19 protein-coding genes are annotated in these 25,428 nt (G+C 70.0%); 11 read left to right on the plus strand and 8 right to left on the minus strand.

Annotated features, from left to right (window positions below; translation table 11 throughout):
- Positions 1-114: 114 nt before the first annotated feature.
- The 8 genes from RAB70_RS08525 to tkt all read left to right on the plus strand — a co-directional run bounded on the left by RAB70_RS08525 (position 115) and on the right by tkt (position 10,946).
- Entirely contained in the window at positions 115-1,134 is a 1,020-nt protein-coding gene (locus RAB70_RS08525; protein WP_017914104.1) for a MoxR family ATPase, read from the plus strand.
- 58 nt (positions 1,135-1,192) lie between these two features.
- Positions 1,193-2,131: a DUF58 domain-containing protein gene (locus RAB70_RS08530; RefSeq protein WP_148829533.1), complete on the plus strand. Its 939-nt coding sequence runs from the start codon at positions 1,193-1,195 to the stop codon at positions 2,129-2,131.
- Complete coding sequence (locus tag RAB70_RS08535) at positions 2,128-2,595, plus strand: DUF4381 family protein (protein ID WP_148829532.1); 468 nt, start codon at positions 2,128-2,130, stop codon at positions 2,593-2,595. The genes RAB70_RS08530 and RAB70_RS08535 overlap by 4 nt, the downstream gene beginning before the upstream one ends.
- Positions 2,592-3,614 carry a VWA domain-containing protein gene (locus RAB70_RS08540; RefSeq protein ID WP_148829531.1) on the plus strand — a complete coding sequence of 341 codons (1,023 nt, stop codon included), beginning with the start codon at positions 2,592-2,594 and terminating at the stop codon, positions 3,612-3,614. Before RAB70_RS08535 ends, RAB70_RS08540 begins: the two co-directional genes overlap by 4 nt.
- Complete coding sequence (locus tag RAB70_RS08545) at positions 3,611-5,473, plus strand: tetratricopeptide repeat protein (RefSeq protein ID WP_148829530.1); 1,863 nt, start codon at positions 3,611-3,613, stop codon at positions 5,471-5,473. The genes RAB70_RS08540 and RAB70_RS08545 overlap by 4 nt, the downstream gene beginning before the upstream one ends.
- Positions 5,470-7,230 (plus strand): BatD family protein, encoded by a 1,761-nt coding sequence (locus RAB70_RS08550; protein WP_148829529.1) that lies wholly within the window; start codon positions 5,470-5,472, stop codon positions 7,228-7,230. The genes RAB70_RS08545 and RAB70_RS08550 overlap by 4 nt, the downstream gene beginning before the upstream one ends.
- A gap of 195 nt (positions 7,231-7,425) precedes the next feature.
- A complete protein-coding gene (locus RAB70_RS08555; protein ID WP_148829528.1) occupies positions 7,426-8,736 on the plus strand; it encodes a dicarboxylate/amino acid:cation symporter in 1,311 nt (436 codons plus the stop codon).
- Between the two features lie 209 nt (positions 8,737-8,945).
- Positions 8,946-10,946, plus strand: coding sequence for a transketolase (tkt, locus tag RAB70_RS08560; protein WP_043094912.1), 2,001 nt, complete (start codon positions 8,946-8,948; stop codon positions 10,944-10,946).
- Positions 10,947-11,077: 131 nt separating this feature from the next.
- Here tkt and RAB70_RS08565 read toward each other — a convergent pair whose 3' ends face one another.
- The 8 genes from RAB70_RS08565 to RAB70_RS08600 form a co-directional block, all read right to left on the minus strand.
- The gene (locus tag RAB70_RS08565; protein WP_148829527.1) at positions 11,078-11,824 is read right to left on the minus strand and encodes a DUF2894 domain-containing protein; all 747 of its coding nucleotides are present in this window, start codon (positions 11,822-11,824) and stop codon (positions 11,078-11,080) included.
- A complete protein-coding gene (locus tag RAB70_RS08570; RefSeq protein ID WP_148829526.1) occupies positions 11,814-12,464 on the minus strand; it encodes an OmpA family protein in 651 nt (216 codons plus the stop codon). Before RAB70_RS08570 ends, RAB70_RS08565 begins: the two co-directional genes overlap by 11 nt.
- Positions 12,461-14,917, minus strand: a complete 2,457-nt coding sequence (locus RAB70_RS08575; RefSeq protein WP_148829525.1) for a DUF802 domain-containing protein — start codon at positions 14,915-14,917, stop codon at positions 12,461-12,463. Before RAB70_RS08575 ends, RAB70_RS08570 begins: the two co-directional genes overlap by 4 nt.
- Before the next feature lie 10 nt (positions 14,918-14,927).
- Positions 14,928-15,659: a DUF3348 domain-containing protein gene (locus RAB70_RS08580; RefSeq protein WP_148829524.1), complete on the minus strand. Its 732-nt coding sequence runs from the start codon at positions 15,657-15,659 to the stop codon at positions 14,928-14,930.
- 126 nt (positions 15,660-15,785) lie between these two features.
- Positions 15,786-16,220, minus strand: a complete 435-nt coding sequence (locus RAB70_RS08585; RefSeq protein WP_148829523.1) for a hypothetical protein — start codon at positions 16,218-16,220, stop codon at positions 15,786-15,788.
- A gap of 301 nt (positions 16,221-16,521) precedes the next feature.
- The gene (locus RAB70_RS08590; RefSeq protein ID WP_148829534.1) at positions 16,522-19,251 is read right to left on the minus strand and encodes a TonB-dependent receptor; all 2,730 of its coding nucleotides are present in this window, start codon (positions 19,249-19,251) and stop codon (positions 16,522-16,524) included.
- A gap of 132 nt (positions 19,252-19,383) precedes the next feature.
- Complete coding sequence (locus tag RAB70_RS08595) at positions 19,384-20,505, minus strand: phosphatidylinositol-specific phospholipase C1-like protein (protein WP_265531432.1); 1,122 nt, start codon at positions 20,503-20,505, stop codon at positions 19,384-19,386.
- A gap of 364 nt (positions 20,506-20,869) precedes the next feature.
- Positions 20,870-22,825: an acetyl-CoA hydrolase/transferase C-terminal domain-containing protein gene (locus RAB70_RS08600; RefSeq protein ID WP_148829762.1), complete on the minus strand. Its 1,956-nt coding sequence runs from the start codon at positions 22,823-22,825 to the stop codon at positions 20,870-20,872.
- A 198-nt stretch (positions 22,826-23,023) separates the two neighbouring features.
- On the opposite strand from RAB70_RS08600, the gene RAB70_RS08605 reads away from it, so the two are divergent.
- The 3 genes from RAB70_RS08605 to RAB70_RS08615 are packed head-to-tail and all read left to right on the plus strand — an operon-like array spanning position 23,024 to position 25,420.
- Positions 23,024-23,392 (plus strand): BlaI/MecI/CopY family transcriptional regulator, encoded by a 369-nt coding sequence (locus RAB70_RS08605; RefSeq protein WP_010340889.1) that lies wholly within the window; start codon positions 23,024-23,026, stop codon positions 23,390-23,392.
- Positions 23,382-24,827 carry a TonB family protein gene (locus RAB70_RS08610; protein WP_148829763.1) on the plus strand — a complete coding sequence of 482 codons (1,446 nt, stop codon included), beginning with the start codon at positions 23,382-23,384 and terminating at the stop codon, positions 24,825-24,827. The genes RAB70_RS08605 and RAB70_RS08610 overlap by 11 nt, the downstream gene beginning before the upstream one ends.
- Complete coding sequence (locus RAB70_RS08615; RefSeq protein WP_148829764.1) at positions 24,824-25,420, plus strand: hypothetical protein; 597 nt, start codon at positions 24,824-24,826, stop codon at positions 25,418-25,420. Before RAB70_RS08610 ends, RAB70_RS08615 begins: the two co-directional genes overlap by 4 nt.
- Positions 25,421-25,428: the final 8 nt, after the last annotated feature.

A 25,428-nucleotide genomic window follows, 5' to 3' on the forward strand; every position in this document is an offset into this window, starting at 1 on the left:
GTAAGCCTCTCCCGTCGGCGTTTGCGCCCATCGATGAGGAAATCCTGAATTCGCAGCACGCGGCGTCCGCCGTGCGCGGAACCATTTTCACCGGCGATCGGTCAGACTGCGCAAATGAACACTCCATCCCCGACCCTCGATTCCCCGCCGGCCGCGCCCGAGCAGCAGCGCCTGCACGCCGCGTTCGTCGCCCTGCGCGACGGCCTGTCCCAGACCATCGTCGGCCAGTCGGCGCTGGTGGAGCGCCTGCTGATTGCGCTGCTCGCCGATGGCCATCTGCTGGTCGAAGGCGCGCCCGGCCTGGCCAAGACCACCGCGATCCGCGCCCTGGCCTCGCGCCTGGAAGCGGATTTCGCCCGCGTCCAGTTCACCCCCGACCTGCTCCCGGCCGACCTTACCGGCACCGAGGTGTGGCGCCCGCAGGAGAGCCGCTTCGAGTTCCTGCCCGGGCCGATCTTCCACCCGATCCTGCTCGCCGACGAAATCAACCGTGCGCCGGCCAAGGTGCAATCGGCCCTGCTCGAGGCGATGGGCGAGCGCCAGGTCACCGTCGGCCGGCACACCTATGCGCTGCCGAAGCTGTTCCTGGTGATGGCGACACAGAACCCGATCGAGCAGGAGGGCACCTTCCCGCTGCCGGAGGCGCAGCTGGACCGCTTCCTGATGCATGTGCGGATCGGCTACCCGGAAGCGGCCGCGGAGGCGGAGATCCTGCGGCTGGCGCGCGAGCGCGCCCGCGAGACGCTGGAGGCCGGCGAGGCGCCGCCGCCACGCATGCCGCTGGAAGACGTATTCGCGGCACGCCGCGCGGTGCTGGCGCTGCACATGGCACCGCCGCTGGAGCGCTATCTGATCGAACTGGTGCTGGCCTCGCGCGATGCCAGCGGCTACGACGCCGCGTTGGCGCGGCGCATCGCCTGGGGCGCGAGTCCGCGCGGTTCGATCGCATTGGAGCGGTGCGCCCGCGCCCGCGCCTGGCTGGCCGGACGCGACTTCGTCACGCCCGACGACGTGCGCGCGGTCGCCGCCGATGTGCTGCGCCACCGCGTGCTGCCCAGCTACGAAGCCACCGCCGAAGGCTGGGACGGCGATCGTCTGGTCGCCGCCCTGCTGGACAAGGTGCCGCCGCCGTGACCGGACGCCGCCAGGTACGGCTGTTGCCCGCCGCCCGCCTCCGCGCGGAGTAACGACGATGGCACCGCAGCCGACTGCGCCGGGCATGCCGCACGTTGCCGCGCCGGCCGAGGCGGGGATCCGTCCCAGCCTGGCCGAGCTGGTGGCCCTGCGCGCCGCGGTCGCACGCATGCCGCCGCCGCGCCGAGGCCGCCATGGCCTCAGTGGCGCCGCCCCGTCGCCGATGCGCGGGCGCGGCATGGAGTACGCCGAGTCGCGCGAGTACGTGGCCGGCGACGACGTGAGGCACATCGACTGGCGGCTCACCGCGCGCAGCGGCCGCACCCACACCAAATTGTTCCAGGCCGAGCGCGAACGGCTCAGTCTGATCGTCGCCGACACCGCGCCGTCGCTGTACTTCGGCACGCGCGTGCGCTTCAAATCGGTGCAGGCGGCGCGTGCCGGGGCGGTGGCAGCGTGGGCGGCGCAGCGCCAGGGCGATCGCCTGGCCGCCTTGCGCGGCAGCCGCAGCGAAGCGCCGGTGCCGCCCGCCGCCGGGCCGCGCGGCGTGCTGCGCGTGCTCGATGCACTGGCGCGCTGGTATGCGCAGCCGCCGCAGGACGATGCCGGCCTGAGCATGGCGCTGGATCACGCGGCCAAGCTGCTGCGCCCGGGATCGCGCCTGACCGTGCTGGCCGATCCGGCCAGTGCGCAGGCCGTGCCCGCCGCGCGCTGGGCCGGGCTGGCGCTGCACAACGAAGTGGAGTTGCTGCTGCTCGCCGACCCGTTGGAAGTGCATCCGCCACGTGCCGCCCTGCCGTTCTGGGCAAGCGGCCGCCGCGTGGAGGTGGATCTGCTGGCGAGCACCGCGCAACAGCGCTGGCGCGCGCAATTCGTGCAGCCGTTGGAAACCCTGGCGGCGGAACTGCCGGGCCGCGGCGTGCAGGTGCGGGTGTTGCTGAGCGACGCACCCAGCGAGTCGTGGTTGCTGCCGGTGCAACGGGGGGCGTCGGCATGAGCCCGCAGCAATTGCCCCTGCGCGATGTGCATCTGCCGCCTGCACCGGCCTGGTGGCCGCCCGCACCGGGCTGGTGGATGCTGGCGGCGGTGCTGCTGCTGACGCTCGGCGTGGCGCTGTTGGTATGGATGCGCCGGCGCCGGCGCGAGCAGCGCTGGCAGCGTCAGTTCGATGCGGCGACGCGTACGGGCGAACCGCCGGCACAGGTGGCCGCGGTCTCGGAGCTGCTGCGGCGCGCGGCGCAACGCCGCGATCCGGCCGCTGCGGCGCTGCAGGGCGAAGACTGGTTGCGGTTCCTTGATGGCGGCGACAAACACCAGGCGTTCTCCGCCGGCCCCGGCCGCGTGTTGCTCGACGGTGGCTACCGCCCCCGCCTCGACCCGGCGCAGGTGCAGACATTGCTGCCGCTGGCGCGGCGCCGGTTCCTGGCGTTGATGGCGGCGCGGCGTGGAGGACGGCGATGAGTCTGGTGTCGTCGTCGTGGCAGAGCCTCAGCGACCTGCTGGCCGGCTTCGCCTGGCCGTGGATGTGGCTGGCGATGCCGCTGCCCCTGCTGGCCAATCTGTTGCTGCCGGCACGGCGCGGCAATGCGCCGGCCTTGCGCGTGCCCTATGGCGAGCGCCTGCAGGCCGTGGCCGCCGCGCCGGCACGCGGCGGATTGTGGCGTGCCAGCGTGTGGCTGGCCTGGCTGGCCTGGTTCTGCCTGTGCGCGGCGGCGGCGCGGCCGCTGCAACTGGGCGAACCCATCGCGCCACCGCAGCAAGCGCGGCAGCTGATGCTGGCGGTGGATCTGTCCGGCAGCATGAGCGAACCCGACATGACCCTGGGCGGGCGCGTGGTCGATCGGCTGACCGCGGCCAAGGCGGTGCTGGCCGACTTTCTCGATCGCCGCGATGGCGACCGCATCGGCCTGCTGGTGTTCGGCCAGCAGGCGTATGCGCTGACCCCGTTGACCGCCGATCTGGCCACGGTGCGCGACCAGTTGCGCGACAGCGTGGTCGGCCTGGCCGGGCGCGAGACCGCGCTGGGCGACGCGATCGCGCTGGCGGTCAAGCGCCTGCGCGAGCAGAAGCAGGGCGAGCGTGTGCTGATCGTGCTCACCGACGGCGTCAACACCGCCGGCGTGCTCGACCCGCTGAAGGCCGCCGAACTGGCCAAGGCCGAACACGTGCGTGTGTACACCATCGCCTTCGGTGGCGATGGCGGCATGTCCCTGTTCGGCCTGCCGATCCCCGGCAGCGGCGGCGACGACCAGGTCGACGAGGACACGCTGCGCAAGATCGCGCAGGACACCGGTGGGCGCTTCTTCCGCGCCCGTGATACCGCCGAGCTGGCGTCGATCTACGCCGAACTGGACCGGCTCGAGCCGGTGCGTTCGGCCGGTCCTGCGGTGCGGCCGCGGATCGAGCGCTACGCCTGGCCGCTGGCGGCGGCGCTGGCGCTGGCGTTGCTGTCCTTCATCTGGCCCTGGAGGCGGCAATGACCCGCGCGATGGAGTTCCTCCAGGCATTGCACCTGTTGCGCCCCGAATGGCTGTGGGCGCTGCTGTTGCTGCCGTTGCTCGGCTGGAGCTGGTGGCGCCGGCGGCGGCGCCATGACATCTGGCGGCGCACGGTGGACCCGCATCTGTTGCCGCATCTGCTCGCGCGTGGCGATGCCAAGGGCAGTGCCGGCCTGTTGCTGGGCGCGCTGGGCTATGCGCTGGCGGTGCTGGCGCTGGCCGGACCGAGCTGGCGCCAGGAACAGCAGCCGCTGTGGCAGGCGCGCACGCCGTTGGTGATCGCGCTGGACCTGTCCGCGCAGATCGACGCGCGCGACCTGCCGCCGTCGCGGCTGCTGCAGGCGCGGGCCAAGCTGGCGCGGCTGCTGCACGAGCGCGCCGGCGGCGAAGTGGCGCTGGTGGCCTACGCTGGCGAGCCGTACACGGTGGCGCCGCTGACCGACGATGCGGCGAACGTGGCCCTGTTCCTCGACGCGCTGTCGCCGCAGGTGATGCCGGTGGCGGGGCAGCGCACCGACCTGGCGATCGATTGGGCGGCGCAGTTGCTGCGCCAGGCCGGCTTCTCCCGCGGCGACATCCTGGTGCTCAGCGACCAGGCCGACGCGCAGGCGCAGCAGGCCGCGGCGCGCGCGGCCAGGCAGGGCTATCACGTGTCCGCGCTTGGGCTGGGCACGGCGCAGGGCGCGGCCTACCGCGACGACCAGGGTCGGCTGTCGCACGCGCAATTGGATGCGGGCGCGCTGCGCGCGCTGGCGGAAGCGGGCGCGGGCCGCTACGCGGCGTTGACGCCAGACGATACGGATCTGCGCGCGCTGGGCGTGCTGCGGCCGCAGGAAGCGGACGCCACGGCGGCCGACGAAAGCCATGGCCGCGTGTGGCTCGATCAAGGCTATTGGTTGCTGCCGCCGCTGATGCTGCTGGCCTTGCTCGCGTTCCGCCGTCGCGGTGGCGCCGCGGTGCTGCTGCTGGTGTTGGCGCCGCTGGCGATGCCGCTACCGGTGCATGCGCAGGCTCAGGCGCCAGCGCCAGCACAGACGCCGACACTCGGTCCTGTCGCAGGCGGGTGGTGGGAACGTGCCGACCAGGTCCGCCAGCAACGGCTCGATGCAGGCGTGCAGGCCTACCGCAAGGGCGATTTCGCCGCCGCGCAACAGCAGTTCGAAGGCATCGACAGCGACGCCGGCTGGTACAACCTCGGCAATGCGCTGGCACGGCAGGGCCGCTACGACGAGGCGATCGACGCCTACGACAAGGCGCTGAAACTGCATCCGCGGATGGCCGATGCGATCGCCAACCGCGCCGCGGTGGAGGCCGCGCGCAAGCGCCAGTCGTCGCAGGACTCCAAGTCCGGCCAGCAGGGCAAGGACGGCAAGCAGCAGAAGAGCGGGCAGTCGCAGAACGGCCAGCAACAGAACGGTCAACAGCAAAACGGTCAACAGCAGGCGGGTCAGCAGCAGAACGGCGCCAAGCAGAACCCGCAGCAGAAGAACCAGCAGCAAAACGGCCAGCAGCGCGACGGCCAGCAGCGCGACGGCCAGCAGGGACGCGATGGCGCCAAGGACGCGCGGCAGGCGCCGCCGAAGCCGGGCGATGCACAGGCGCAACAGCAGGCCGATGCGGCGCAGCGCCAGCAGATGCAGCAGGCGATGGCACAGCAGGGCGGCACCGACAAACAGGCCGCCGAGCGCGCCGCTGCCGCCGCGAACGAGACGCCGCAGCAACGCGAGCAGCGTCAGGCGGTCGAGGCGTGGCTACGGCGGGTGCCGGACGATCCGGGCAATCTGCTGCGCGCCAAATTCAGGCTGGAACACGAACGCAGGCAGCGGGAACAAGAACCATGATCCACTTCAAGCGACTCGGCCAGGGGGCCCGTGCCTGCGCGGTGCTGATGGTGTTGGCCGCGCTGCTGCTGGCGCTGCCGGCGGCTGCCGCCACGCGCGCGTGGCTGGATCGCGACAACGTCGGCGCCGGCGAGGGCGTGACCCTCAACATCGAGACCGACCAGGCGGCGGCCACGCCGGACTACGCGCCGCTGCGCGCGGATTTCGCGCTCAGCAACGAGGTCAAGAGCCGGCAGATGCAGATCGTCAACGGCGCGGTCTCGTCGAAGTCCTTGTTCGGGGTGATGCTGACGCCGCGCAGCACCGGCACGCTGGAGATTCCGTCGCTGCAGGTCGGCAACGAACGCACCGCGCCCTTGCGGCTGGAGGTGGCCGCGGCCAGCGCCGCGGTGCCGGCCACCGCCAATGCCGACGTGCCCGCGCAGGTGGGCAACGCCGACGTCTTCGTGCAGACCGTCGTCGACGACGCGCGGCCCTACGTGCAGCAGAGCGTGGGCGTGGTGGTACGGCTGTATCTCGGCGTGCCGCTGAGCTCGGGCGAACTGGACCTGGACGCGCCGGCCGGCGCGTCGCTGCAGCGCGTCGGCGACGACATCCAGAACCGCCGTCAGATCGACGGGCGCATGTACACGGTGGTCGAGCGGCACTACCTGCTGGTGCCCGAGCGCAGCGGCTCGCTGCTGTTGCCGGGCGCGCGTTTCAGCGGCCGCGGCCCCACCGGCTTCTTCGACGACTACTTCGGCCGCGGCGGCGAACTCAATACGCGCGGCACCGCGCAGACCCTGCAGGTGCGCGCGCAGCCGGCCAATGCGCCGCAGCCGTGGCTGCCGCTGCACGAACTGCGCCTGCGCTACACCGCCACGCCGCAGCGTGCCAAGGCCGGCGAGGCTGCCGACATCGTGGTCGAGGCCACGGCACGCGGCGCGACCCAGGCGCAGTTCCCCGAACTGCCCACGCCCAGTGTCGATGGCGCGCAGGTGTTCGCCGAGCCGCCGCAGGTGCAGGAACGCTTCGTCGACGGCGGGCCGCAAGTGACCGTCACCCGCCGTTACTCGATCGTGCCGCAGGCGGCCGGCCCATTGCTGGTGCGCGGCCTGCGCATGCCGTGGTGGGACGTGGGCGCTGGCGCTGCGCGCGAGGCCAGCCTGCCGGATCTGACCCTGCAGGTGCAGCCCGGACAAGGCGTGCCTGCGCCGGCCCCCGCCCCGGTCACCCCCGCGGCGCCGACGCTGAGCGCGGTTCCCGCTGACAATGCGGTGGCGCCGACGCATACCCTGCGGGGATGGCTCGCCTCGTCGCCGCTGTGGATGGCGCTGGCCGCGGGCTTTGCGGTGCTGTGGCTGGCGACCCTGGTCTGGGCCTGGCGCCGCTTGCGTCGTGCACGCGGCGTCGCAGCGCTGCCGAGGTCGGCGGCCAACGCTGCGCCGGGTGCGACATCGGCACCCGCGACGGCGCGCGCCGCATTGCCGGAATTGCGCAAGGCCCTGGACAGCGGCGGTCTGGACGAGGTCGCGGCGATCCTGTGCGCACAGGCCGGCGTCGCCGACCTGGATACGGTGGTGCAGCGTCTGGACGATCCGGCGCAGCGCGATGCGGTGCTGCGCATGCAGCACGCACGCTGGGGCGGTGGCGGCGATGTGACCGGGGCGCGCGCCGTGTTGCGCGCGGCGTTCGCGTCGGGACCGCGCTGGCGCGTCGCCACGCGCGGCGCGGCGGAAGACGATCTGCCGCCGTTGTACCCGACGCGCAAGGCTTGAGCGGGGGGGGCGTGCAGCCAGGCTCGACCTTGCGATCGCGGGATCGTGACTCGCCAGTCTTGGGTAGCGCCATCCGACGTTGCAGGTGAGACGCGGCAAGCCGATGCGCTCATCGCGCAGCCTGAGCCATCGTGTGATGGTCGATGTCTGCTCATGGTTTGTTAAGCTGGGTGCTCCTTTTCGCAAGGCGTACTCATGACCGACACCCCCGTGAAGGCCGAAACCGGCATGCCGTTGCATTGGAAAATGGCGATCGGCTTCGTCCTTGGGCTGGTGCTGGGGCTGGCGGTGCACATGAGCGTAGGCGGCGATGCGGCCTGGGTGCAGGCGCTGACCAAGTACCTGACCACGCCGTTCTCCAAGCTGTTCCTCAACCTGATCTTCATGCTGATCGTGCCGCTGCTGTTCTCGGCGCTGGTGATGGGCATTTCGGAGATGGGCGACATCCGCGCGCTCGGCCGGATCGGCTGGAAGACGCTGGGCTACACGGTGGTGCTGTCGGGTGTGGCGGTGCTGCTGGGTCTGGTGCTGGTGAACGTGCTCAAGCCCGGCATCGGCGTGGATCGCGAGCTGGCGCAGCAACTGCTGCAGCAGAACGTGGAGCGCACCGCGCAGATCGTCGACCAGAGCAGGCACCAGCCGCACGGCATGGACATGCTGCTGTCGATCGTGCCCGACAACGTGGTCGAAGCCGCGTCCAGCAATGGCGCGATCCTGTCGCTGATGTTCTTCGCGGTGATGTTCGGCGTGGGCATGGTGCTCAGCGAAGACGCCAAGGTGGCGACGCTGCGCCGCGGCATCGAGGGCGTGTTCGAGATCTCGATGACCCTGATCGGGCTGGTGATCCGCCTGGCGCCGTATGCGGTCGCCTGCTTCATGTTCAACCTGGCGGCGCTGTTCGGCTTCGAGCTGCTGGTGCGGCTGGGCGCCTATGTGGGCGTGGTGGTGCTGGCGCTGGGCCTGCACATGGTGGTGAGCTACGGCGTGGCGGTGCGCCTGGCCGGGCGCTCGCCGTTGTGGTTCTTCCGCGCCACCCGCGAGGCGACGGTGATGGCGTTTTCCACCGCGTCCAGCAACGCCACGCTGCCGACCGCGCTGCGCGTGGCCGACCAGATGGGGCTGCCGCACAAGGTCTCGCGTTTCGTGCTCACCGTCGGCGCCACCGCCAACCAGAACGGCACCGCGCTGTTCGAGGGCGTGACGGTGATCTTCCTGGCGCAGTTCTTCGGCGTGGAGCTGAGCATCGCGCAGCAGTGCATGGTGATGCTGGTCTGTATTCTCGGCGGCATCGGCACCGCCGGCGTCCCGTCCGGCTCGCTGCCGGTGGTGGCGCTGATCTGCGCGATGGTCGGGGTGGACCCGGTCGGCATCGGCATGATCCTGGGCGTCAACCATTTCCTGGACATGTGCCGCACCGCACTGAACGTGACCGGCGATCTGGCCCTGACCACGATGGTGGCCAAGGGGGAGGATGGCGGGGATTCGGGAGTCGGGATTCGGGATTGATGAAGGCGGCAGCGTCGCGGCCTGACGGGCCAGGCGTTGGACCGGCTTCAGCCGCGATTGGCCTTGCGGTGAACGCCTGTCGCAGCTGAAGCCGCTCCTGCACCATCTCAGGCGTCCAGCCGGTGACGCTACCAATCCCCAATCCCCAATCCCCGCCTGTGGGACAATAGTGGGCCCGACGCCACGCGCCCGCTTCCGACAGATCCCTCATGACGACGCCTACCCGCCGCGAACTCGCCAACGCGATCCGTTTCCTTGCCGCCGATGCGGTCGAGGCCGCCAATTCCGGCCATCCCGGCATGCCGATGGGCATGGCGGACATCGCCGAAGTGCTGTGGAACGACTTCCTCAGCCACAATCCGAACAACCCGCACTGGTTCAACCGCGACCGCTTCGTGCTGTCCAATGGCCACGGTTCGATGCTGCAGTACGCGCTGCTGCACCTGTCCGGCTACGACCTGCCGATCGAGGAGCTCAAGCGCTTCCGCCAGCTTCACAGCAAGACCGCCGGCCACCCGGAGCGCAGCGAGACCCCCGGGGTGGAGACCACCACCGGTCCGCTCGGCCAGGGCTTCGCCAACGCGGTCGGTTTCGCGCTGGCCGAAAAGCTGCTGGCGCAGCGCTACAACCGTCCCGAGCACCAGATCGTCGACCACCGTACCTGGGTGTTCATGGGCGACGGCTGCATGATGGAAGGCGTGTCCCACGAAGCCGCGTCGCTGGCCGGCACCTGGGGCCTGGGCAAGCTGGTGGCGTTCTGGGACAACAACCATATCTCCATCGACGGCAACACCGCCGGCTGGTTCAGCGACAACACCCCGGCGCGGTTCGAGGCCTACGGCTGGCACGTGATCCGCGATGTCGACGGCCAGGATGCCGATGCGGTCAAGGCCGCGATCGAGGCGGCGATCGCCGAGAGCGAGAAGCCGACCCTGATCTGCTGCCGCACCACCATCGGCTTCGGTGCGCCGACCAAGGCCGGCAAGGAATCCTCGCACGGCGCCGCGCTGGGCAAGGAAGAGCTGGAGGGCGCGCGCAAGGCGCTGAACTGGCCGTACGCACCGTTCGAGATCCCGCAGGCGATCTACGACGGCTGGCGCGCCGGTGGTGCCGGCACGCTGCGCCAGGCCGAGTGGGAGCAGGCCTTCGACAAGTACGCCAAGCAGTACCCGGCCGAAGCCGCGGAACTGACCCGCCGCTCGCATGGCGAGCTGCCGGAGGACTTCCTCGCCCAGGCCGACGCCTACATCGCCAAGCAGGCCGCCGAAGGCCAGACCATCGCCTCGCGCAAGGCCTCGCAGATGGCGATCGAGGCGTTCGCGCCGCTGCTGCCGGAACTGGTCGGCGGGTCGGCCGACCTGGCGCATTCCAACCTGACCCTGTGGAAGGCCAGCAAGTCGGTCGCCACGGATGATCCGAACGCCAACTACGTGTACTACGGCGTGCGCGAGTTCGGCATGACCGCCATCGCCAACGGCCTGGCGCTGCACGGCGGCTTCATTCCGTTCGACGCCACCTTCCTGGTGTTCAGCGACTACGCGCGCAACGGCGTGCGCATGAGCGCGCTGATCCCGGCGCATGCGATCCACGTCTACACCCACGACTCGATCGGCCTGGGCGAGGACGGCCCGACCCACCAGCCGGTGGAGCACCTGGCGTCGCTGCGCTACATCCCCAACAACGACGTGTGGCGCCCCTGCGACACGGTGGAGTCGGCGGTGAGCTGGAAGGCCGCGATCACCCGCAAGGACGGCCCGAGCTGCCTGGTGTTCAGCCGCCAGAACCTGCCGTTCCAGGCTCGCACTGAGGCGCAGATCAAGCTGATCGAGCGCGGCGGTTACGTGCTGGCCGATGCCGAGGGCGGCACGCCCGACGTGATCCTGATCGGCACCGGTTCGGAGGTGGGCCTGGCGGTGGAAGCCAAGCAGGCGCTGGATGCCGCGGGCCTGAAGACCCGCGTGGTGTCGATGCCCTGCACCGACGTGTTCGATCGCCAGGACGCCGCCTACCGCGAGTCGGTGCTGCCGTCGGCGGTGCGCAAGCGCGTGGCGGTGGAAGCCGGGGTCACCGCGTTCTGGCGCGCCTATGTGGGCCTGGACGGCGCAGTGGTGGGCATCGACAGCTTCGGTGCGTCGGCGCCGGCGAACGTGCTGTACAAGCACTTCCAGATCACCGCCGAGCATGTGGTGGCGGCGGCGAAGGCGCTGTAAGCCAGATCCCGCGATGGTGACGAAAAAGGCCGGCGCATGCCGGCCTTTTTCTTGCCTGTGTGGGTGTGTCGGATGAGGAAAGGGACGCTTCTACGACCACGCAATCGGCGCGATGCGCATCGGTGATGCGATCAACCGCGCTTGCGCGGCTTGCTGCGGGGTGTCGTCGGTTTGCCTGCGGCGCTGCCGGGTTGCTGCGGCTTCGCCAGTGCGCCGCCGTCGTGCAGTTGCTGCAGCCAGGACAGCGCATCGACGTAGGACAGGAAGTGCTGCAGGTAGCCGGGCGAGAGCGTGCGCATCAACGCCAATGCGCGATGCACCAGCACGCCGGAGTTGAGCGGGCCGGCGTCGGCGGGTGCCGGTTGCAGCGACTGCCGCAATTGGCTGCGGCTGCGCAGTTCTGTCCACAGCCGGCGTGCGTCTTCGACCGCGGGCAGTTGCGGTGCGGTGAGTCGCGCCGCTGCGGTCGCTGCGGTGGGCAAGGGCGATGGTGCGGGGAGTTCTGTGTCGATGGGGGCGGTCGCCGTGGAGGCTTCGCTGTTGGCCTCCAGGTTGGCGCCGTGGTCGTTGCCGGCGCGGATCGCAACGGCCGCGTGGCGGGACTGCGCCAGCAAGGCGCCGAGCGGGCCGGGTTGCATCGCTCGCACTGCGGCGTCGGCATCGCCAGCGCTTTGCGGTGCCGCGGCCAGCGCCGCGGCGTACGCGTCGAGCAACGCGGACAGCTTCTGCTCCAGCAGTTCCCGCGCCTTGCCCTGCTGCGCCTCGGTGCGGCGCGCCAGCGCTTCGAGGAAGCGGAAGCGCAGCGGGTCCAGCCGCTCGGCATGCTCAGCACACCAGGCGGCGAGGCGATCGGTGGCGGCGATCCGATCAGGGCGCATGCGGTGACGCGGCGCTCTTGCGCATGCGCGGCAGCGGTGCCATCTCCACGCGGCGGTTGCTGGCGCGTCCGGCCTCGTCCACGTTCGGCGCCACAGGTTGCTGCGCGCCGAAGGCGGCGGCGAAGACTGCATCGGCAGGGACGCCTGCCTCGATCAGCGCACGCGTCACGGTCAACGCACGCTCGGCCGACAGTTCCCAGTTGTCGGCGAACTGGCGATTGCTCTCGCGCACCTGGCGATCGTCGGTGAAGCCGCTGACCATCAGGATCTCGTCGCGCGCCTTGAGGTAGCCGGCCAGCGGCGCGGCCAGGCTCTTCAGCAGGTCGCGGCCCTCCGGCTGCAACTGGTCGGAGTTCAGTGCGAACAGCACGTTGCCGCGGATGCCGATGCGGCCGTCGACCAGGGTCACCCGGCCGGCCGCCAGCGGCGCGGCCAGCGCCTGTTCCAGGGTCTTGCGCTGCTGCGCTTCACGTTGGCGCTGGCGCATTTCCGCATCCAGCTTGTTCGACAGCTGCAACTGCACGCCGATCACCCCGATCAGGATCAGCACGAAGGCGCCGAGCAGCACCGACATCAGGTCGCCGAACACCGCCCAGACCGGTGCGCCGTTGTCGGCCTCGAGTTCCAGCTCGTCGCTCATGCCGCGTCGGCCTGGTCGGGCGCCTGGCGCGCGGCGAGCTGACGCAATTCCTCGGTGATCTGCTGCTGCGAGAGCATGCTCAGGTCGATCACCTCACGCGCCTGCGCCACGTAGTAGGCCAGTTGCTCGTCGCTGCGCGTCAGCGACTTGTCCAGCGCCTGCTCGATGCCCTGCAGGCGTTCCAGCAGGGCGGCGTTGGATTCGCCGAAGGCCTGCACCGCGCCGGAGAACGCGTCGCCCAGGCTGGCCACCTCGGTGGCGCCGGCGACGACCTGCGCTGCAGCGTCGTCGAGCTTGCCGGTCTGGGCGTCGATCTGGTCGGTGAAGCGGCTGCCGACGCGCTCCAGTAGATCGGCCGAGGTCGCGACCAGGGCGTCCACCGCGCTGCGCTGTTCGGTGGACGCGTGGTTGACCGCCTCCAGCAGGGTCTGCAGCGTGGCCAGCAGGCGGTTGCGCTCGTCGAGCATGGCGGTGTCGCGGACCATGCTGTCGGAGAGTTTCTGGCGCAGTTCCGCGACCACGTCGGCCGCGGCCTTCGGCGCTTCCGAGGCGACCTGCACCAGCCGCTCGATCTCGGCGATGGTGTCGCGCGCCTGTGCCTGGCCCTGCTCGGACATCGCCGCCGCGGTTTCCTGCAGGGTGCTGCAGATCTCCTGCTGGCGCTGTGCGATGCGCTCGCCATGGTGCTCCCACTGTCCGCCGAGGGTCGCGGCCATGCTGGCGAAACTGTCGGTCCAGGCACGCAGACGCGCCTGGTCGCGCGCTTCCAGTGCCTCCTGCAGGTCGGCATGAGCCTGCTGCAGCGTCTCGGCGAGGGCGGCGGCGCGCTGTTCCAGGCTGGCCGCGGCGGTGTCCAACGCCTGCGCGTTGCGCGTGGCCAGGGCCTCGTTGACCTCGCGTTGCTGCGCCAGCGCCGCGCTCCACGCCTGTTGCACGGCCTCGACGGTGGCGTCCAGGCGGGTCGCCACGGTCTCCAGCGCCTGCGTCGTGTGCGTGGCGAGGGTGTCGTTGATCGCGCGCTGCTGTGCCATCGCAGCGTCCCAGCCCTGCTGTGCGGCTTCGGCGGTGGCGTCCAGCCGCGTCGCCACGGTGTCCAGTGCCTGCGCGTTGCGTGCGACCAGGGCCGCGTTGGCCTCGCGCTGCTGTTCCAGCGCCGTGCTCCAGGCTTGCTGGGCAACTTCGGCGGTGGCATCCAGGCGGCTGGCCACTGCGTCCAGTGCCTGTGCCTGGCGCGCGGCGAGGCCGTCGTTCGCTTCGCGTTGCTGCGCCATCGCCTCGCTCCAGGCCTGCCTGGCGTCGTCGCTGGCGCCCTGCAGGCGTGCCGCGGTCGCCTCCACCAGCGTGGTGGCACGTTGCTCCAGGCCGTCGCCGGCGCGTTGCAGCGCGCTGCCCAGTTCCTGCAGCAGTGCGCCGTTGACGCGTTGCTGTTCGGCCAGCGCGCTGTCCCAGCGCTGCGTGGCCTGCTCGGCGGCCTGGGCGAAGCCGCTGGCCAGGCCGTCCAGTTGCCGCTGCACCGCCTGGCCGACGCTGTCCTGCAGCGCGGCGGTCTCGCGCGCCACGCCGTCCAGCGTGCGTTGCACCACCGGTTCCAGCGCGTCGCCGAACGCCCGCGCATGCGCGGCCACGCCGGCCTGCAAGGCGTGTTCGACCGCGCCGGCCAGGCGCGTGTAGGCGGCCTCGGTGCGGCTGTGGAAGGCGTCCTGGCTGCTGGCCAGGCGTTCGCCGCTGACCGCGCTGTGCTGTTCCAGCGCCGCCATCATCGTCTGCATGCGTTCGATCAGGCTCGGCATCAGCGTGGCTTGCGCCTGCAGCAGCTTGAACGCCTCGTTGCGCTGGTAGGCCAGCGAATGCGTGCGCAGCGCGGTCGCGGCGTGCAGGTCCAGGTGCTGCACCGCCTGCAGGCGCTCGCGCCGGCACAGCGCGGCGAGCAGGCCGAGCATCGCCGAGGCGGCGACGCCGGCGATGGAGGTGCCGAAGGCGAAGCCCAGGCCCTTCAGCGGCGCCGCCAGCGAGGCGCGGATGGCATTCAGATCGGTGGCGCTGTCCAGTGCCAGGCCGGTGCCGCGCAGGGTGGCCATCATGCCCAGGAAGGTGCCGAGCATGCCCAGCAGCACCAGCAGGCCGACCAGGTACGGGGTCAGCGCCGGCACCGGCAGGGCCGCGCGTTCGCCTTCGATGCGCAGGCGCACCGCGTTGCGCAGGCTCGGGTGCAGCCGTTGCAGCCAGCCGCCCAGGTCGTCGCGCGCGGACTCGGCCTCGATCAGCGCGGTCTGCAACGTCGCCGTGGCCTGGCGGTAGCGGTACAGCTCCGCGATGCCGGCCAGGTAGCACAGGCCGATCAGCGCGGCGAAGCTGGCGCCCAGCGGGTTGGAACCGAGATAGCCGACGCCGATCCAGCAGACCACGGCAAGGCCGGCGAGGAACAGGACGGAATGGAGCAGGGTCTTGGGCATGAGGATCGGATCAACGGCTGCGAAGCGCGGCGAGCAGCGCTTCGATGGGATGGAAACGGACGTCCAGTTCGGCGCGCAGGACGCTGTGCAGGTCCTGGCGGAACAGGTCCAGCCAGGCCGTGTCGGCAGGCGCCGGCGGAACGTCGGTCAGGGATGGATCGGGGGCGGGCGCCGCGGCGGCGCGCAGGCGCTGGAAATGCGCTTCCAGCAGGTTGGGCACCGTCGCCAGCAGGGTCTGCTCGCGCGGGCTGAGGGTCAGTTCCATCACCGCATCGACCTCGGCCAGCCGCGCCATCTCCGGCGAGAGCGGAACCAGGGCATCGCGCAGCAGCCCGCGCAGGCGCCCGGTCGCGGTCAGCATCGCGCGCTGCAGCGCCTGGTAGCGCTGGCGGAACGGCGCGTAGTCGATCGGTGCGTCGGGGTCGTGCTGGCGCTTGCCCACGGGCTTGCCGGTTTCCTTGGCGATGTCCAGGGCGATGCTCTCTTCCAGTGCAGCGCGCACGCGGCTGCATTCGGCCTCCAGGGCCGACGGTTCCGGCGCCCCGGGGGAGTCCTCGGCAGGCTCGGGCAGTTTGCCGTCCAGCGCCCGCGACACCGCCACCGCGCGGTTCCAGTCGATCCATTGGCCGAGCCGGTCGGCCAGCGCAGGGCTGGACGCGGGCATCGACGCATCGCTCAGGCGCGCCAGCAGGCGAATGAAGGCCGGGCCCGGGACGGGCGCCCGTGGAAGGGCTTTCGCCATGTGAGTGGTCAAAAACCCGCAATTTTACACGCGAATGACATCGGCTGCCCGGAGGCGGCCGATGCCGAACCGCGAGGGGACGCCAGCGACCTCAGTGCGCCTGGCGTTCGGTGCGAATGCGTTGCCTCATTTGCATTGCGGTTTGTTCATCTTGATGTCTTTCAGATCGGCAGCCGTATACAGCGCCGCGGGGCGGTTCGGGTCGTTCTGCATGTTCTGGTAGAGATTGGCCAGTGCCTGCAGATGGCCGTCTTCGCCGCCGCCGAAACGCTGCTGTTCCGAAGCCTTGGCGCCGTACAGGCCATTGCACAGCAGGGCTTTCCTGAAGATCTTCAGCACTTCAACGCGCGCGTAGTAGGTCTGCAGGCGCTGTGCGGCGTCTTGCGGTTGGTGATTGATCTTCGCGTAGTTGCTGTTGCAACGCGGACCGAGGTCTGTCGGATAGGCGGCGGCGATGCCCGCGCAACTGGCGACGGTGGCGGGCGGAGCGGCCAGTGCAGCAAAGGGCAGCAGTGTCGACAGCACGAGCAGAAGAGCGCGGAGCGATGGGCGCATGTTCATCGAAGGGAATCCTTGGTCGCAATGGGGATGGATGGTCGGCTTGCGCGCCATGCAGACATGGTCGGCGCGCAGCCAATGTCGCTGCGCGCTGGCATGTGCGTGATCGGGAAATGTCCCTAGATGCCCCGGCCTTCAGGCCGAGGAAGCGCGATGCAGCTTGCGAAGGATTGCCTCGCCCCTCGATGCTTCGGCGCCAGGAGTGGCCTCTGAGGGCGGGTCGCGGCGCTGATGCATCCTGCCCAATGCCTTGCGTGCAGTCTGCACGCAAGGCACTCGCCGCAGCGGCGGAGGCAGGGCCGCGTCAGTAGGTATAGCTCAGCGTGAGCATGTACACGCGCCCGGTTTCCACGTAGGCGCCATCGGCACCGGGGTCGTAGGCCATGTAGTGGGTGGACTTGCCCTGGGTCTCGTAGAACGTGGCCGAATTCAGCAGGTTCTTGGCGGCGATGCCGACGTCGATGCCGTGCGGCAGGTGGTAGGTGGCGGTGAAGTCCAGCGACTTGACCGGCTGCAGGTAGTAGTTGAGCCGGTCGCTGGTCAGGCCGAGCAGTTGCAGGCCGGTGTAGTTGTAGCTCAGGTCGGCGCGCAGACGGCTGTCGTCGTAGAACAGGTCCAGGTTGTAGATGCGCTCGGGCGCACGCGGCAGCCAGGTCTTTTCGGGCTGGTCGGCGCGCTTGCTGTCGGCGGAACTGTGTTGCAGGGTCAGGTTGGCGGCGATACCGAAGTTGCCCCAGAACCCAGGCAGATCCTGCAGGCGCTTGCTGCCGGCCAGTTCCACGCCGTACAGCGTCGCGGTGCCGCCGTTCTGCGGCATGGTCACCGGCACGCCGTCCTCGAAGGTGGTACCGGTCGGCACCAGGCCGCCGAGCGTGTTGTCGTTGCTGGTCGCCGACTGCGAGGTGTAGATGAAGCCGGTGATGCGCTTGTAGTAGGTCGAGGCGCTGAGCACGCCGCCGTTGCGGTCGTAGAACTCCGCGGACAGGTCGGCGTTGTCGGCCTTGCTCGGCTGCAGGTCGGGATTGGGTTTGGAGATGCCGATGACCTTCTGGGTGGGGTCGACCGTGTACACGGTCTCGCCGGAGATCAGCCCGAACGCCGGGCGGCTGAAGCTGCGTCGCAGCGAGGCGCGGTAGACGGTCAGCTCGTCCGGGCGATAGTTGAGGCTGATGCCCGGCAACACCTCGCCGTAGCTGCGGCCGCTGCCGACGAAGCGGCCGTTGATGCCGTCGCCGTTCGATTGCCAGGCATCGGCGGAGTAGCGGGTCAGTTCGTAGCGCACGCCGGGCAGGATGGTCACCGCGCCGACATGCAGCGTTGCCATCGCGTAGCCGGCGTAGATCGCCTCGGTACTGGAGGTGGTGTTGGCGTTGTAGTCGTTGGCGTTATAGATGCCGGCGCCATTGGGATCGTTGACGTACTTGTACGGCACCGCCTGCGCACGCACCCAGTCGCGGTCGAGGATCTTGAACGGGCCGGCGTAGTGTCCATCGAACGCCGCATAGGTGAGGCGGCCGGGCAGCGCGCTCAGCGGCGGGCCGCCGGCGTTGGGGAACACGTAGTTGCTGCCGCCGAAGTAGGGGCCGTTGTAGACGAAATTGCCGTCTTTGTGGAAGAACGGGTGATCGTAGGAGCCGCGGTCGGCGTGATCGAGCGACAGGCCGGTCTTGACCTCGTCGAGCACGTTGCCGTCCACGCGGTAGCTGATGTCGGCATGCGCGCTGGCGCGGTTGTCGTGGCTGCCGGCATCGTGGCCCTGGGTCTTCCAGAAAAGCGCCGAATCCAGGCTGTAGAAGAAGTTCTTCAGGGCTGGCGAGCTCGGGCCGATGCTCGGATAGGTCGGGTTGCTGAGATCGAACGCAAAGCTGCCCGGCGTGAAGCCGTACAGGCTTGCGGCGACGTAGTCCGGACGGCTGCGCGTGCCGCGTCCGAAGGAACTGCCGTAATCGAAGCGCAGGCGGTCCAGCGTGGTCTGCCCGCCCAACTGCAGCGTGGCCAGGGTTTCCTTGATGTCGTGGGTGTTGAAGTAGCCGCCGCGCACCGCGGTCGGCTGGTTGTTGACGGTTTCCAGGCGTGCGCTGGATTGGTCCTGCTGGCCGGTGACGTTGTAGCTGCCGTAGATGGCGCGCGCGAAAAGGGTGGTGTGCTCGCCCTGCCAGTCGAAGGCGAGGTTGCCGCCGTAGCGCTCGATCTGGCTGGTGTAGACGCTGTACTTGTAGCGGGCGCTGAGCAGCGGGCCGACGTCGCGCAGGTCCACCGCCTTGGCCTGCGCCGGGTCCGCCGGGAAGTAGGCGCTGTTGGGCGCCGGCGCCTGCGCCATGTTGTTGTTCCTGCCGTAGTAGGCCGAGGCATAGACGCCGAACGCGTGGTCGTCGCCGAACTTCCAGGCCAGCTCCTGTTGCAGCGTGCCGCCGGTGTGCTTGCCGCCGAGGTCGGAAGCGAGCGCGTTGAACTGGCCTTGCGTGGTGGTCTTGCCGTAGAAGTCGCCGTCGAAGTCGAACGCGCTGGGCGTGCGCATGTCGATCGCGCCGCCGATCGCGTCGCCCGGTAGGTCCGGGGTCGGCGACTTGGAGACCTTGACCGACTGGATGCCGAACGGCGCGAGCATGTTCAGCGAGATCGCGCGCGTGGACGAATCGGTCTCGGGCATGCCGAAGCCGTTGAGGCGGTAGCTGTTGTAGCTGGCATCCAGGCCGCGGATGCTGACGTAGGCGTTCTCGCCGGTGGTGGCCTGGCCCAGGTGCATGTCGCTGTAGGCCGACAGCCCGGGCAGGTGCGCGACCACGTCGGCGATGCCGGCGGAGGGAATCGCGTCGATCTGCTGCTTGCTCATCACGCTGTTGACGCCGTTGGACAGGCGCTGTTCGTCCAGCGAACCCGGAGCGGTGGCCTGCGTGGCCTGGACGTTGACCGAGTCCAGGGTGGTGGTGCGCGCGCTGGCGTCAGCGGCGTCGCTGGCGCGGGCGGCTGGCGAGAGCGCAAGCGCGAGGGCGATGGCGCAGCACAGGGGGCGGGGGCGATGGATCGGGAGCATGGGGGTGGCTCGTTGGGGGAAACAGCGGTTGCGATCCGAAGTCCGGACACGCCGATGCCGGCGCGCGGATCGCCCAGGCCTTCCATTGCGTACGTGTGGGGCGTGGCCGCGACGTCGCGCGGCCAATGGCATTCAGTGGCCCAGGTCGACGCCGTGGCAGTCGGCCTGCGGACGCTGCGGATTGCAGCGGGCGACGGCGTCGCCGGGGAAGCGCACCACGTAGCCGGAGGCTGCAGGCTCGTGATCGGGAAAGTCGGTGCTGAGCAGTTGCGCGCCGCTGGCGAGCATGGCGTCGCGTCGCGCGGTGTCGTTGCGCAGGGCTTCCTCGAGGTCCGCGTCGGTGCGGGTGCGCACCAGGTAGCCGGCCTTCACCAGCGTCGCGATCTCGTCGGCGCTGCCGTCGTTGCGTTCGACGAAGGCGGCGTCGTCGGCGCCGGGATCGGCATTGGTGAAGCACACGCGGCCGCGCAAGGACGAATGGCCGGCCAGGTAGGCCGGGCCGACCGCACGCTGGTCGAGCAGGAACACCACCTTGCCGCGCGCCGCGGAGAGCGCAGGCCAGCCCTGCGCGAGCACGGCGGCGTTGAGCGTCGGCGCAGTGCCACGCACCTGATCGGGACTGATGTAGTCGTTCGCGGCGAACACCGAGCGCAGTTCGGCGTCCAGCGCGTCCAGCGCCTTGCCGTCGAACGGCTCCGGCTGCACCGTGGGGAAGGCCGCCGGCACGGTCGATTGCTTGGTTTCCAGCAGGATGAAGATCGGCAGGTGCCCGGGGTGCCGTTGCGACCACGCCCGCACCTCGCGCAGGCAGGCCAGCAGCGGCTGGCAGGTGCTGCGCTGGTCGAGGTCCTGGATGTGCATGACCTTGAAGCCCGGCCGCTGCATCACGCCCGGCGCGGCGATCGGCGGAGCCGGCGGCAGCCCGGCCTTGGCGAGCTGGTCGATCATCGCCGGGTGCGCGTAGCGTCCGCCATTGGCGTCGGCGTAGATGTCCAGTTCGATCTGGCGCACGCCGTCGTCCAGTTGCTGCGTCAACGGCGGATGCCGGTAGTCCAGCACCGCGAACGTCGCTGGATCCAGGCGTTTCCACAGCGCCGCTTCGCTGGGCGCGAAGCCGGCGTGGTAGCTGTTGTGGCTGCCGATGTACTGCAGGTCGCCAAGCCTGGGTGCGGCGCACAGCGCAGATGGCAACAACGCCGACACCGCCAGCAGGGCGCGCAGCGCAGCTGGCGCACTGCGGAGATTCGACGACATCGGGACAGAACGTTGGGGGAACATCGTGGCCACGCTTGGTAACGATATCTCGACAGCATCCCGAGTGGAGTTGACGCGGGTGTTGCCAAATCGTGTCATGGTCCGCGCTGTGCCACGATCGTGTGCGGTGTCCTATGCACGCATGACCGTCGTCACGTTGTTGCGGCTGGTTTGGACAAGCACCGCCGGCGATGCGCTTTTGCCGCAACTCAGTGCGAAGTGTTGTCGTTGTTGCGAGAGCGACTTGGCCGCGACCGGCATTCCCGATCGCGCGCGTTGCGGCTGTGGGCCCAGGGCACGTCTAGCCGCTTCTACACGTAAACCCTGCGTCGCCGGGTGGCTCCCTGCCATTGCTGTGCGTGCGTCATTGCGGCGTGCGCGTGCGCTGCAGGGCGAATGCCAGCAACGTCGCGTCCAGCCGTTCGCCGAGGCTGCGCGGCGCGTCCAGCCCCATGCGCTGCATGCAGGCGGCATCCGCCGCGGGACGCGCCAGCACCGCGCTGGCCACCGTCTTCAGCTTGGCGCCGGTGCTGGCAGTGTGCTGCTGAAGCCAGGACAGGGCGCGCAGCAGGCGCTGCTCGACCTCGGTGAAATCGCTGCCCAGCGGATAGTCGGGCAGGGTGCCGTCGCGGCGGAACGGCGCCAGCGCGTCGCGCACGCGCGCAGCGTGATTGCGTTGCCAGTGCGTGGATGCTGCGAAGTCGGCGGCCAGCTTGCCGTTGGCCTTCGCCGTCTCCAGCAAGGCGGGTTGAGCCTGCACGTCGGTGATCCCGACCATCGCCGCGATGCAGTCCTCGTCGGTCAGGCCGCGCAGGTCGGCGATGCCGTACTCGTTGACGTAGAGGTCGCGCAGGTGCCGCGGAATGGTGGTGTGGCCGTAGTTCCAGCGCACGTTGGACTGCGTCGCGCCGGCATCGCTGCGGACGGCGCGGAACATCAGCACGCTGCGCGCGTCGTCCAGCGCGTGCGCCATGGACACGAAGTTGTACTGGCCGCCGACGCCGGACACCACGCGGCCGTCGTCCAGCGCATCGGACACCGCCGCGCCGAGCGCGGTGGCCATCATGCACGAGTTGAAGAAGCGCGCCTCGCGCCGCTGCAGCCGGCGCAGCGTCTCGCCGCCATAGAGCTGGTTGATCTCGCTGATGCGGCGCATGCCGATCGCCGCGCGCGCCTGCGGGTCCATGTCGCGCAGCCAGGCGTAGAACTCCGGCGAGCCCAGGTAGAACGCGCCTTGCAGGTATTCGCCCTCGCGCTCCAGACGCTGCAGGTCCTGCGCATCGGCAGTGCCGTCGGCCACGCGCTGCAGCAGCGGCGCGTCGTCGAGCACCTTGCGCCGGATCACCCCGCACTGGACCAGTTGCCGGAAGCCTTCGTTGAGCATCTCGCTGCAGCCGAACAGGCCGATCGCGAACGGCTCCAGGCCGCCGCATTCGCGTACCGCCGGATGCCGCTCCAGTTCCGGATCCAGCGCCGCCAGCACCTGCCGGTAGCGCGCGTTGTCGGTATGCCGCAGCACCAGCGCGTGGCACAGCGCATCGGCCAGGGTGCCGATGCCGATCTGCAGGGTGCCGCCGTCGCGCACCAGCGTGCTGGCGTACAGGCCGATGGCGTAATCGGCGTCGGCGACCGGCTGCCGCGGCAGCCCGAACAGGCGCGGATACGGCCCCGGCGGCGTCACCACCACGTCGAAGAAGCTCGGCTCCACCGCCGCGCAGCCGCCGATCCACGGCAACTGCGGATCGACTTCGGCCACCAGCAGCGGCCGCGGCAGGCCGCGCCGCTGCACTGCGGCCAGGGTGTCCTGGGTGATGTCGTTGTTGCACGAGAACGACAGCCGGGTGCCGTCGGGTTCGCACGCCACCTTCTGCACGATCAGGTTCGGCGCGCGCTGCGCCACCGCATCGGCGGCATGGGTGTAGTTGAGGCTGGTGTAGCTGCGCTGCGCCTGGGTCGAGCGCAGCAGCGCGCCGGACTGCATGTAGAACTCTTCGACCTGGATGTGCGCCGGCAGCGCATCGCGCTGCATCGCCTGCACGTAGCGCAGACGTGGGAAATCCTCGCCGAAATGGCGCTGCACGAACGGGCGCGCGAACCGACCCTGCAGCCCACCGCCGGGCGCCGGCGGATTGAGCGACAGCGCGGTGTAGATCTGCAGCGGCCGCGTCGGATCGTGTTCGATGCGCTCGTACAGCGCGTTGAGCAAACGATGCGGCTTGCCCAGGCCCAGCGGTGCGCCCACGCGCAGCGGGCCGGCGATGCGCTGCAGGATCAGGTCGGCAGCGGCGTCGAGGTCGTCGAGGTGATCGGTCATCGGCATAGCTTAGAGGGTGTGCCGGCGATTGCGTGGATCGTGGTGCGAGCGATACGCGCGGTGCCGCGGCGTACGCGATTGGCGGCGACGACCTCCGGGCGTGGTGGCATGCCGATCGCCAGGACATCCGAAGCTGCGCAAAAAACGCTTGACATGCGTTTTGTTTACGCGCGTAATCATTGAAAATTTACGGGCGTAAACGAAATGTCGATCAGCGATGCGGAAGCCGTGGTCATGGAGGTGCTGTGGGAGCGGCACCCGCTCAGCGCCGAAGAGGTGTTCGCCGCCTTGTCCGGGCATGGCGGCTGGGCCGAACCCACGGTCAAGACCCTGCTCAACCGCTTGCTCAACAAGGGCGCGATCCGCGCCGACAAACAAGGCCGCCGCTATCTGTACACGCCCCTGCTGCAGCGCGCGCAGTGGGTGCAGCAACAGAGCGAAGGCCTGCTCGACCGCCTGTTTGGCGGCCGCATCGCGCCGTTGGTGGCGCACTTCAGCGAACGCGGCAAGCTCAGCGATGCCGATATCGCCGAACTCAAACGACTGATCCAGGAGCTGGACGATGAGCATTGACGGGATCGTGAGGGACCTCGGGAGTACCGCGCTGGTCGTCAGCGTGGCCATCGCGGCGGTGCTGGCATTGCGCGTGCCGATGCGGCGCGCGTTCGGCGCCGGCATCGCCTACGCGCTATGGATCGCGGTGCCATTGGCGCTGCTGGCGGCACTGTTGCCCAGCGGCTGGCGTCCAGCGTTGCCGGCGGGCTTGGCGCTGGACATGCCGGCGGTGCTGGTCGGCGTGACACGGGCGCAGATGTCGGTAGGCGACGGCGTGTCGGTGAGCGGGCATGCCACGGTCTGGTTGTTGTCGTTGTGGCTGGCGGGTGCGCTGGCCTCGGCGGCCGTGCTGTGGCGGCAGCAGCGCCGCTACCGGCGCAGCCTGGGTCGCTTGCAGCCTGGCGAGGATGGCGTGCTGGTCGCCGAGCATGCGCTGCATGGGCCGCTGGTGCTGGGTGCGTGGCGGCCGCAAGTGGTGGTGCCGATGGACTTCGCCGCGCGCTATCCGCCGCCGCAGGCGCAACTGGTACTGGCGCACGAACGCATGCACATCGCCCGCGGCGACACCCGCAGCAACCTGCTGCTCGCCGTGCTGCGCTGCGTGTACTGGTTCAATCCGCTGCTGCACTCGGCGGCCACGCGCTTCCTCCTGGATCAGGAACTGGCTTGCGATGCCGCGGTGCTGGTTCGCCATCCCGGCACGCGCCGGCATTACGCCGAGGCGATGCTGCAGACCCAGTTGGACGCGTTGGCCTTGCCGGTGGGCTGCCATTGGCAGGTGGGCAGCGTCCTGTGCCAGCGCATTGCCTTGCTGCGGCGCCCGGCGGTGCGCGGTTGGCGGCGTCGTCTGGGCCTCGCGGCGGTGACGCTGGCCGCGTTGAGCGGGAGTGCGATGGCACTGGCGTTGCCAACTGGAACAGATGCCACGGGCGTGGCGCGCGATCTTGCCGCGAGCGAGGTGGATGGCACGTCGGCACGATCGGTGCAGCAGGCGTCGGTGGTCGCCGCGCGGACCGGAGCGCGGCCTGCCAAGGTGATCGACATGCCGCCCCCGAAATACCCGGATGAAGCGGTGCGAGCGGGCATCTCCGGCAATCTGGTCCTGCTGGTCGACGTGGATGCGCACGGGGCGCCGAGCGGCGTGCGCGTGCTGGATCATGGCAGCGGTAGCGCAGTCTTGGATGCTGCCGCGGTCACCGCCGCCTGGAAGTGGCGCTTCTCGCCGGCGACTGCGCACGGACGCGCTGTGGCCAGCCGCGTGAAGATCCCGGTCGCGTTCGACGTGGAAATGTACCCCGAGGACGCGCCGGCTGGCGTCGCCGATGCTGCGAATTACCGCTGGTATCGCCTGGGCGAGGATGCTGGCGACACCTTGGCGAGCTTGTGCGACAAGGTGTTCTCCGGCAAGGGCGGCGCCGCGCCGCTGTGCGGCATGGCGCGGACCGTGCGATGAGTGCGCACTTGCGGGCCGGCATGCTGCTGGCACTGGTCCTTTCCGGCTGCGCCAGCCACGTGCCGAAAGAGGCGCCGCAACCGACCCAGCGCATCGACTCGGTGGATCAGCGCATGTTGGAAACAGGATTCGGCGCGACGCCCGGTGCGGCGGCGGTGCAGTCGTATCGGATGCAGCCGCAGGAAGTGTTCCGCATGCCGCAACCGCTGCAGGCGCCGACGCCGCAGTTGCCGGCCGAGTCGCCGCGCCGCACGCTGGCCCCGACCACGGTCTGCGTGCGGGTGATCCTGTCCGCGCAAGGCACGGTGGAGCGCAGCGCCCTGTTGAACGATCGCCCGGACTGCAGCGCGGGCGCGCAGCCGGAGATGGCCGATCTGCTGCAGGCGGTGCAGGAGACGGTCGCGCAGTGGCGCTTCGTGCCGGCGGCGATCTGTACCTATGCCGATCCGGCGCAGCGGCCGGCGCAGGAGAAACGCTGCGACGATGCGCAGTCGGTGCAGGAGGTGCCGGTGACGCTGGCCTACGCGTTCACCTTCGAGGTCCGGCAGGGCAAGGCCAGCGTGCAATCGGGACGCGTCGGCGGCGCGCGCTGAGCGCCTCG

This window comes from Xanthomonas sontii (assembly GCF_040529055.1).
In the GTDB taxonomy this organism is placed as follows: Bacteria; Pseudomonadota; Gammaproteobacteria; order Xanthomonadales; family Xanthomonadaceae; genus Xanthomonas_A; species Xanthomonas_A sontii.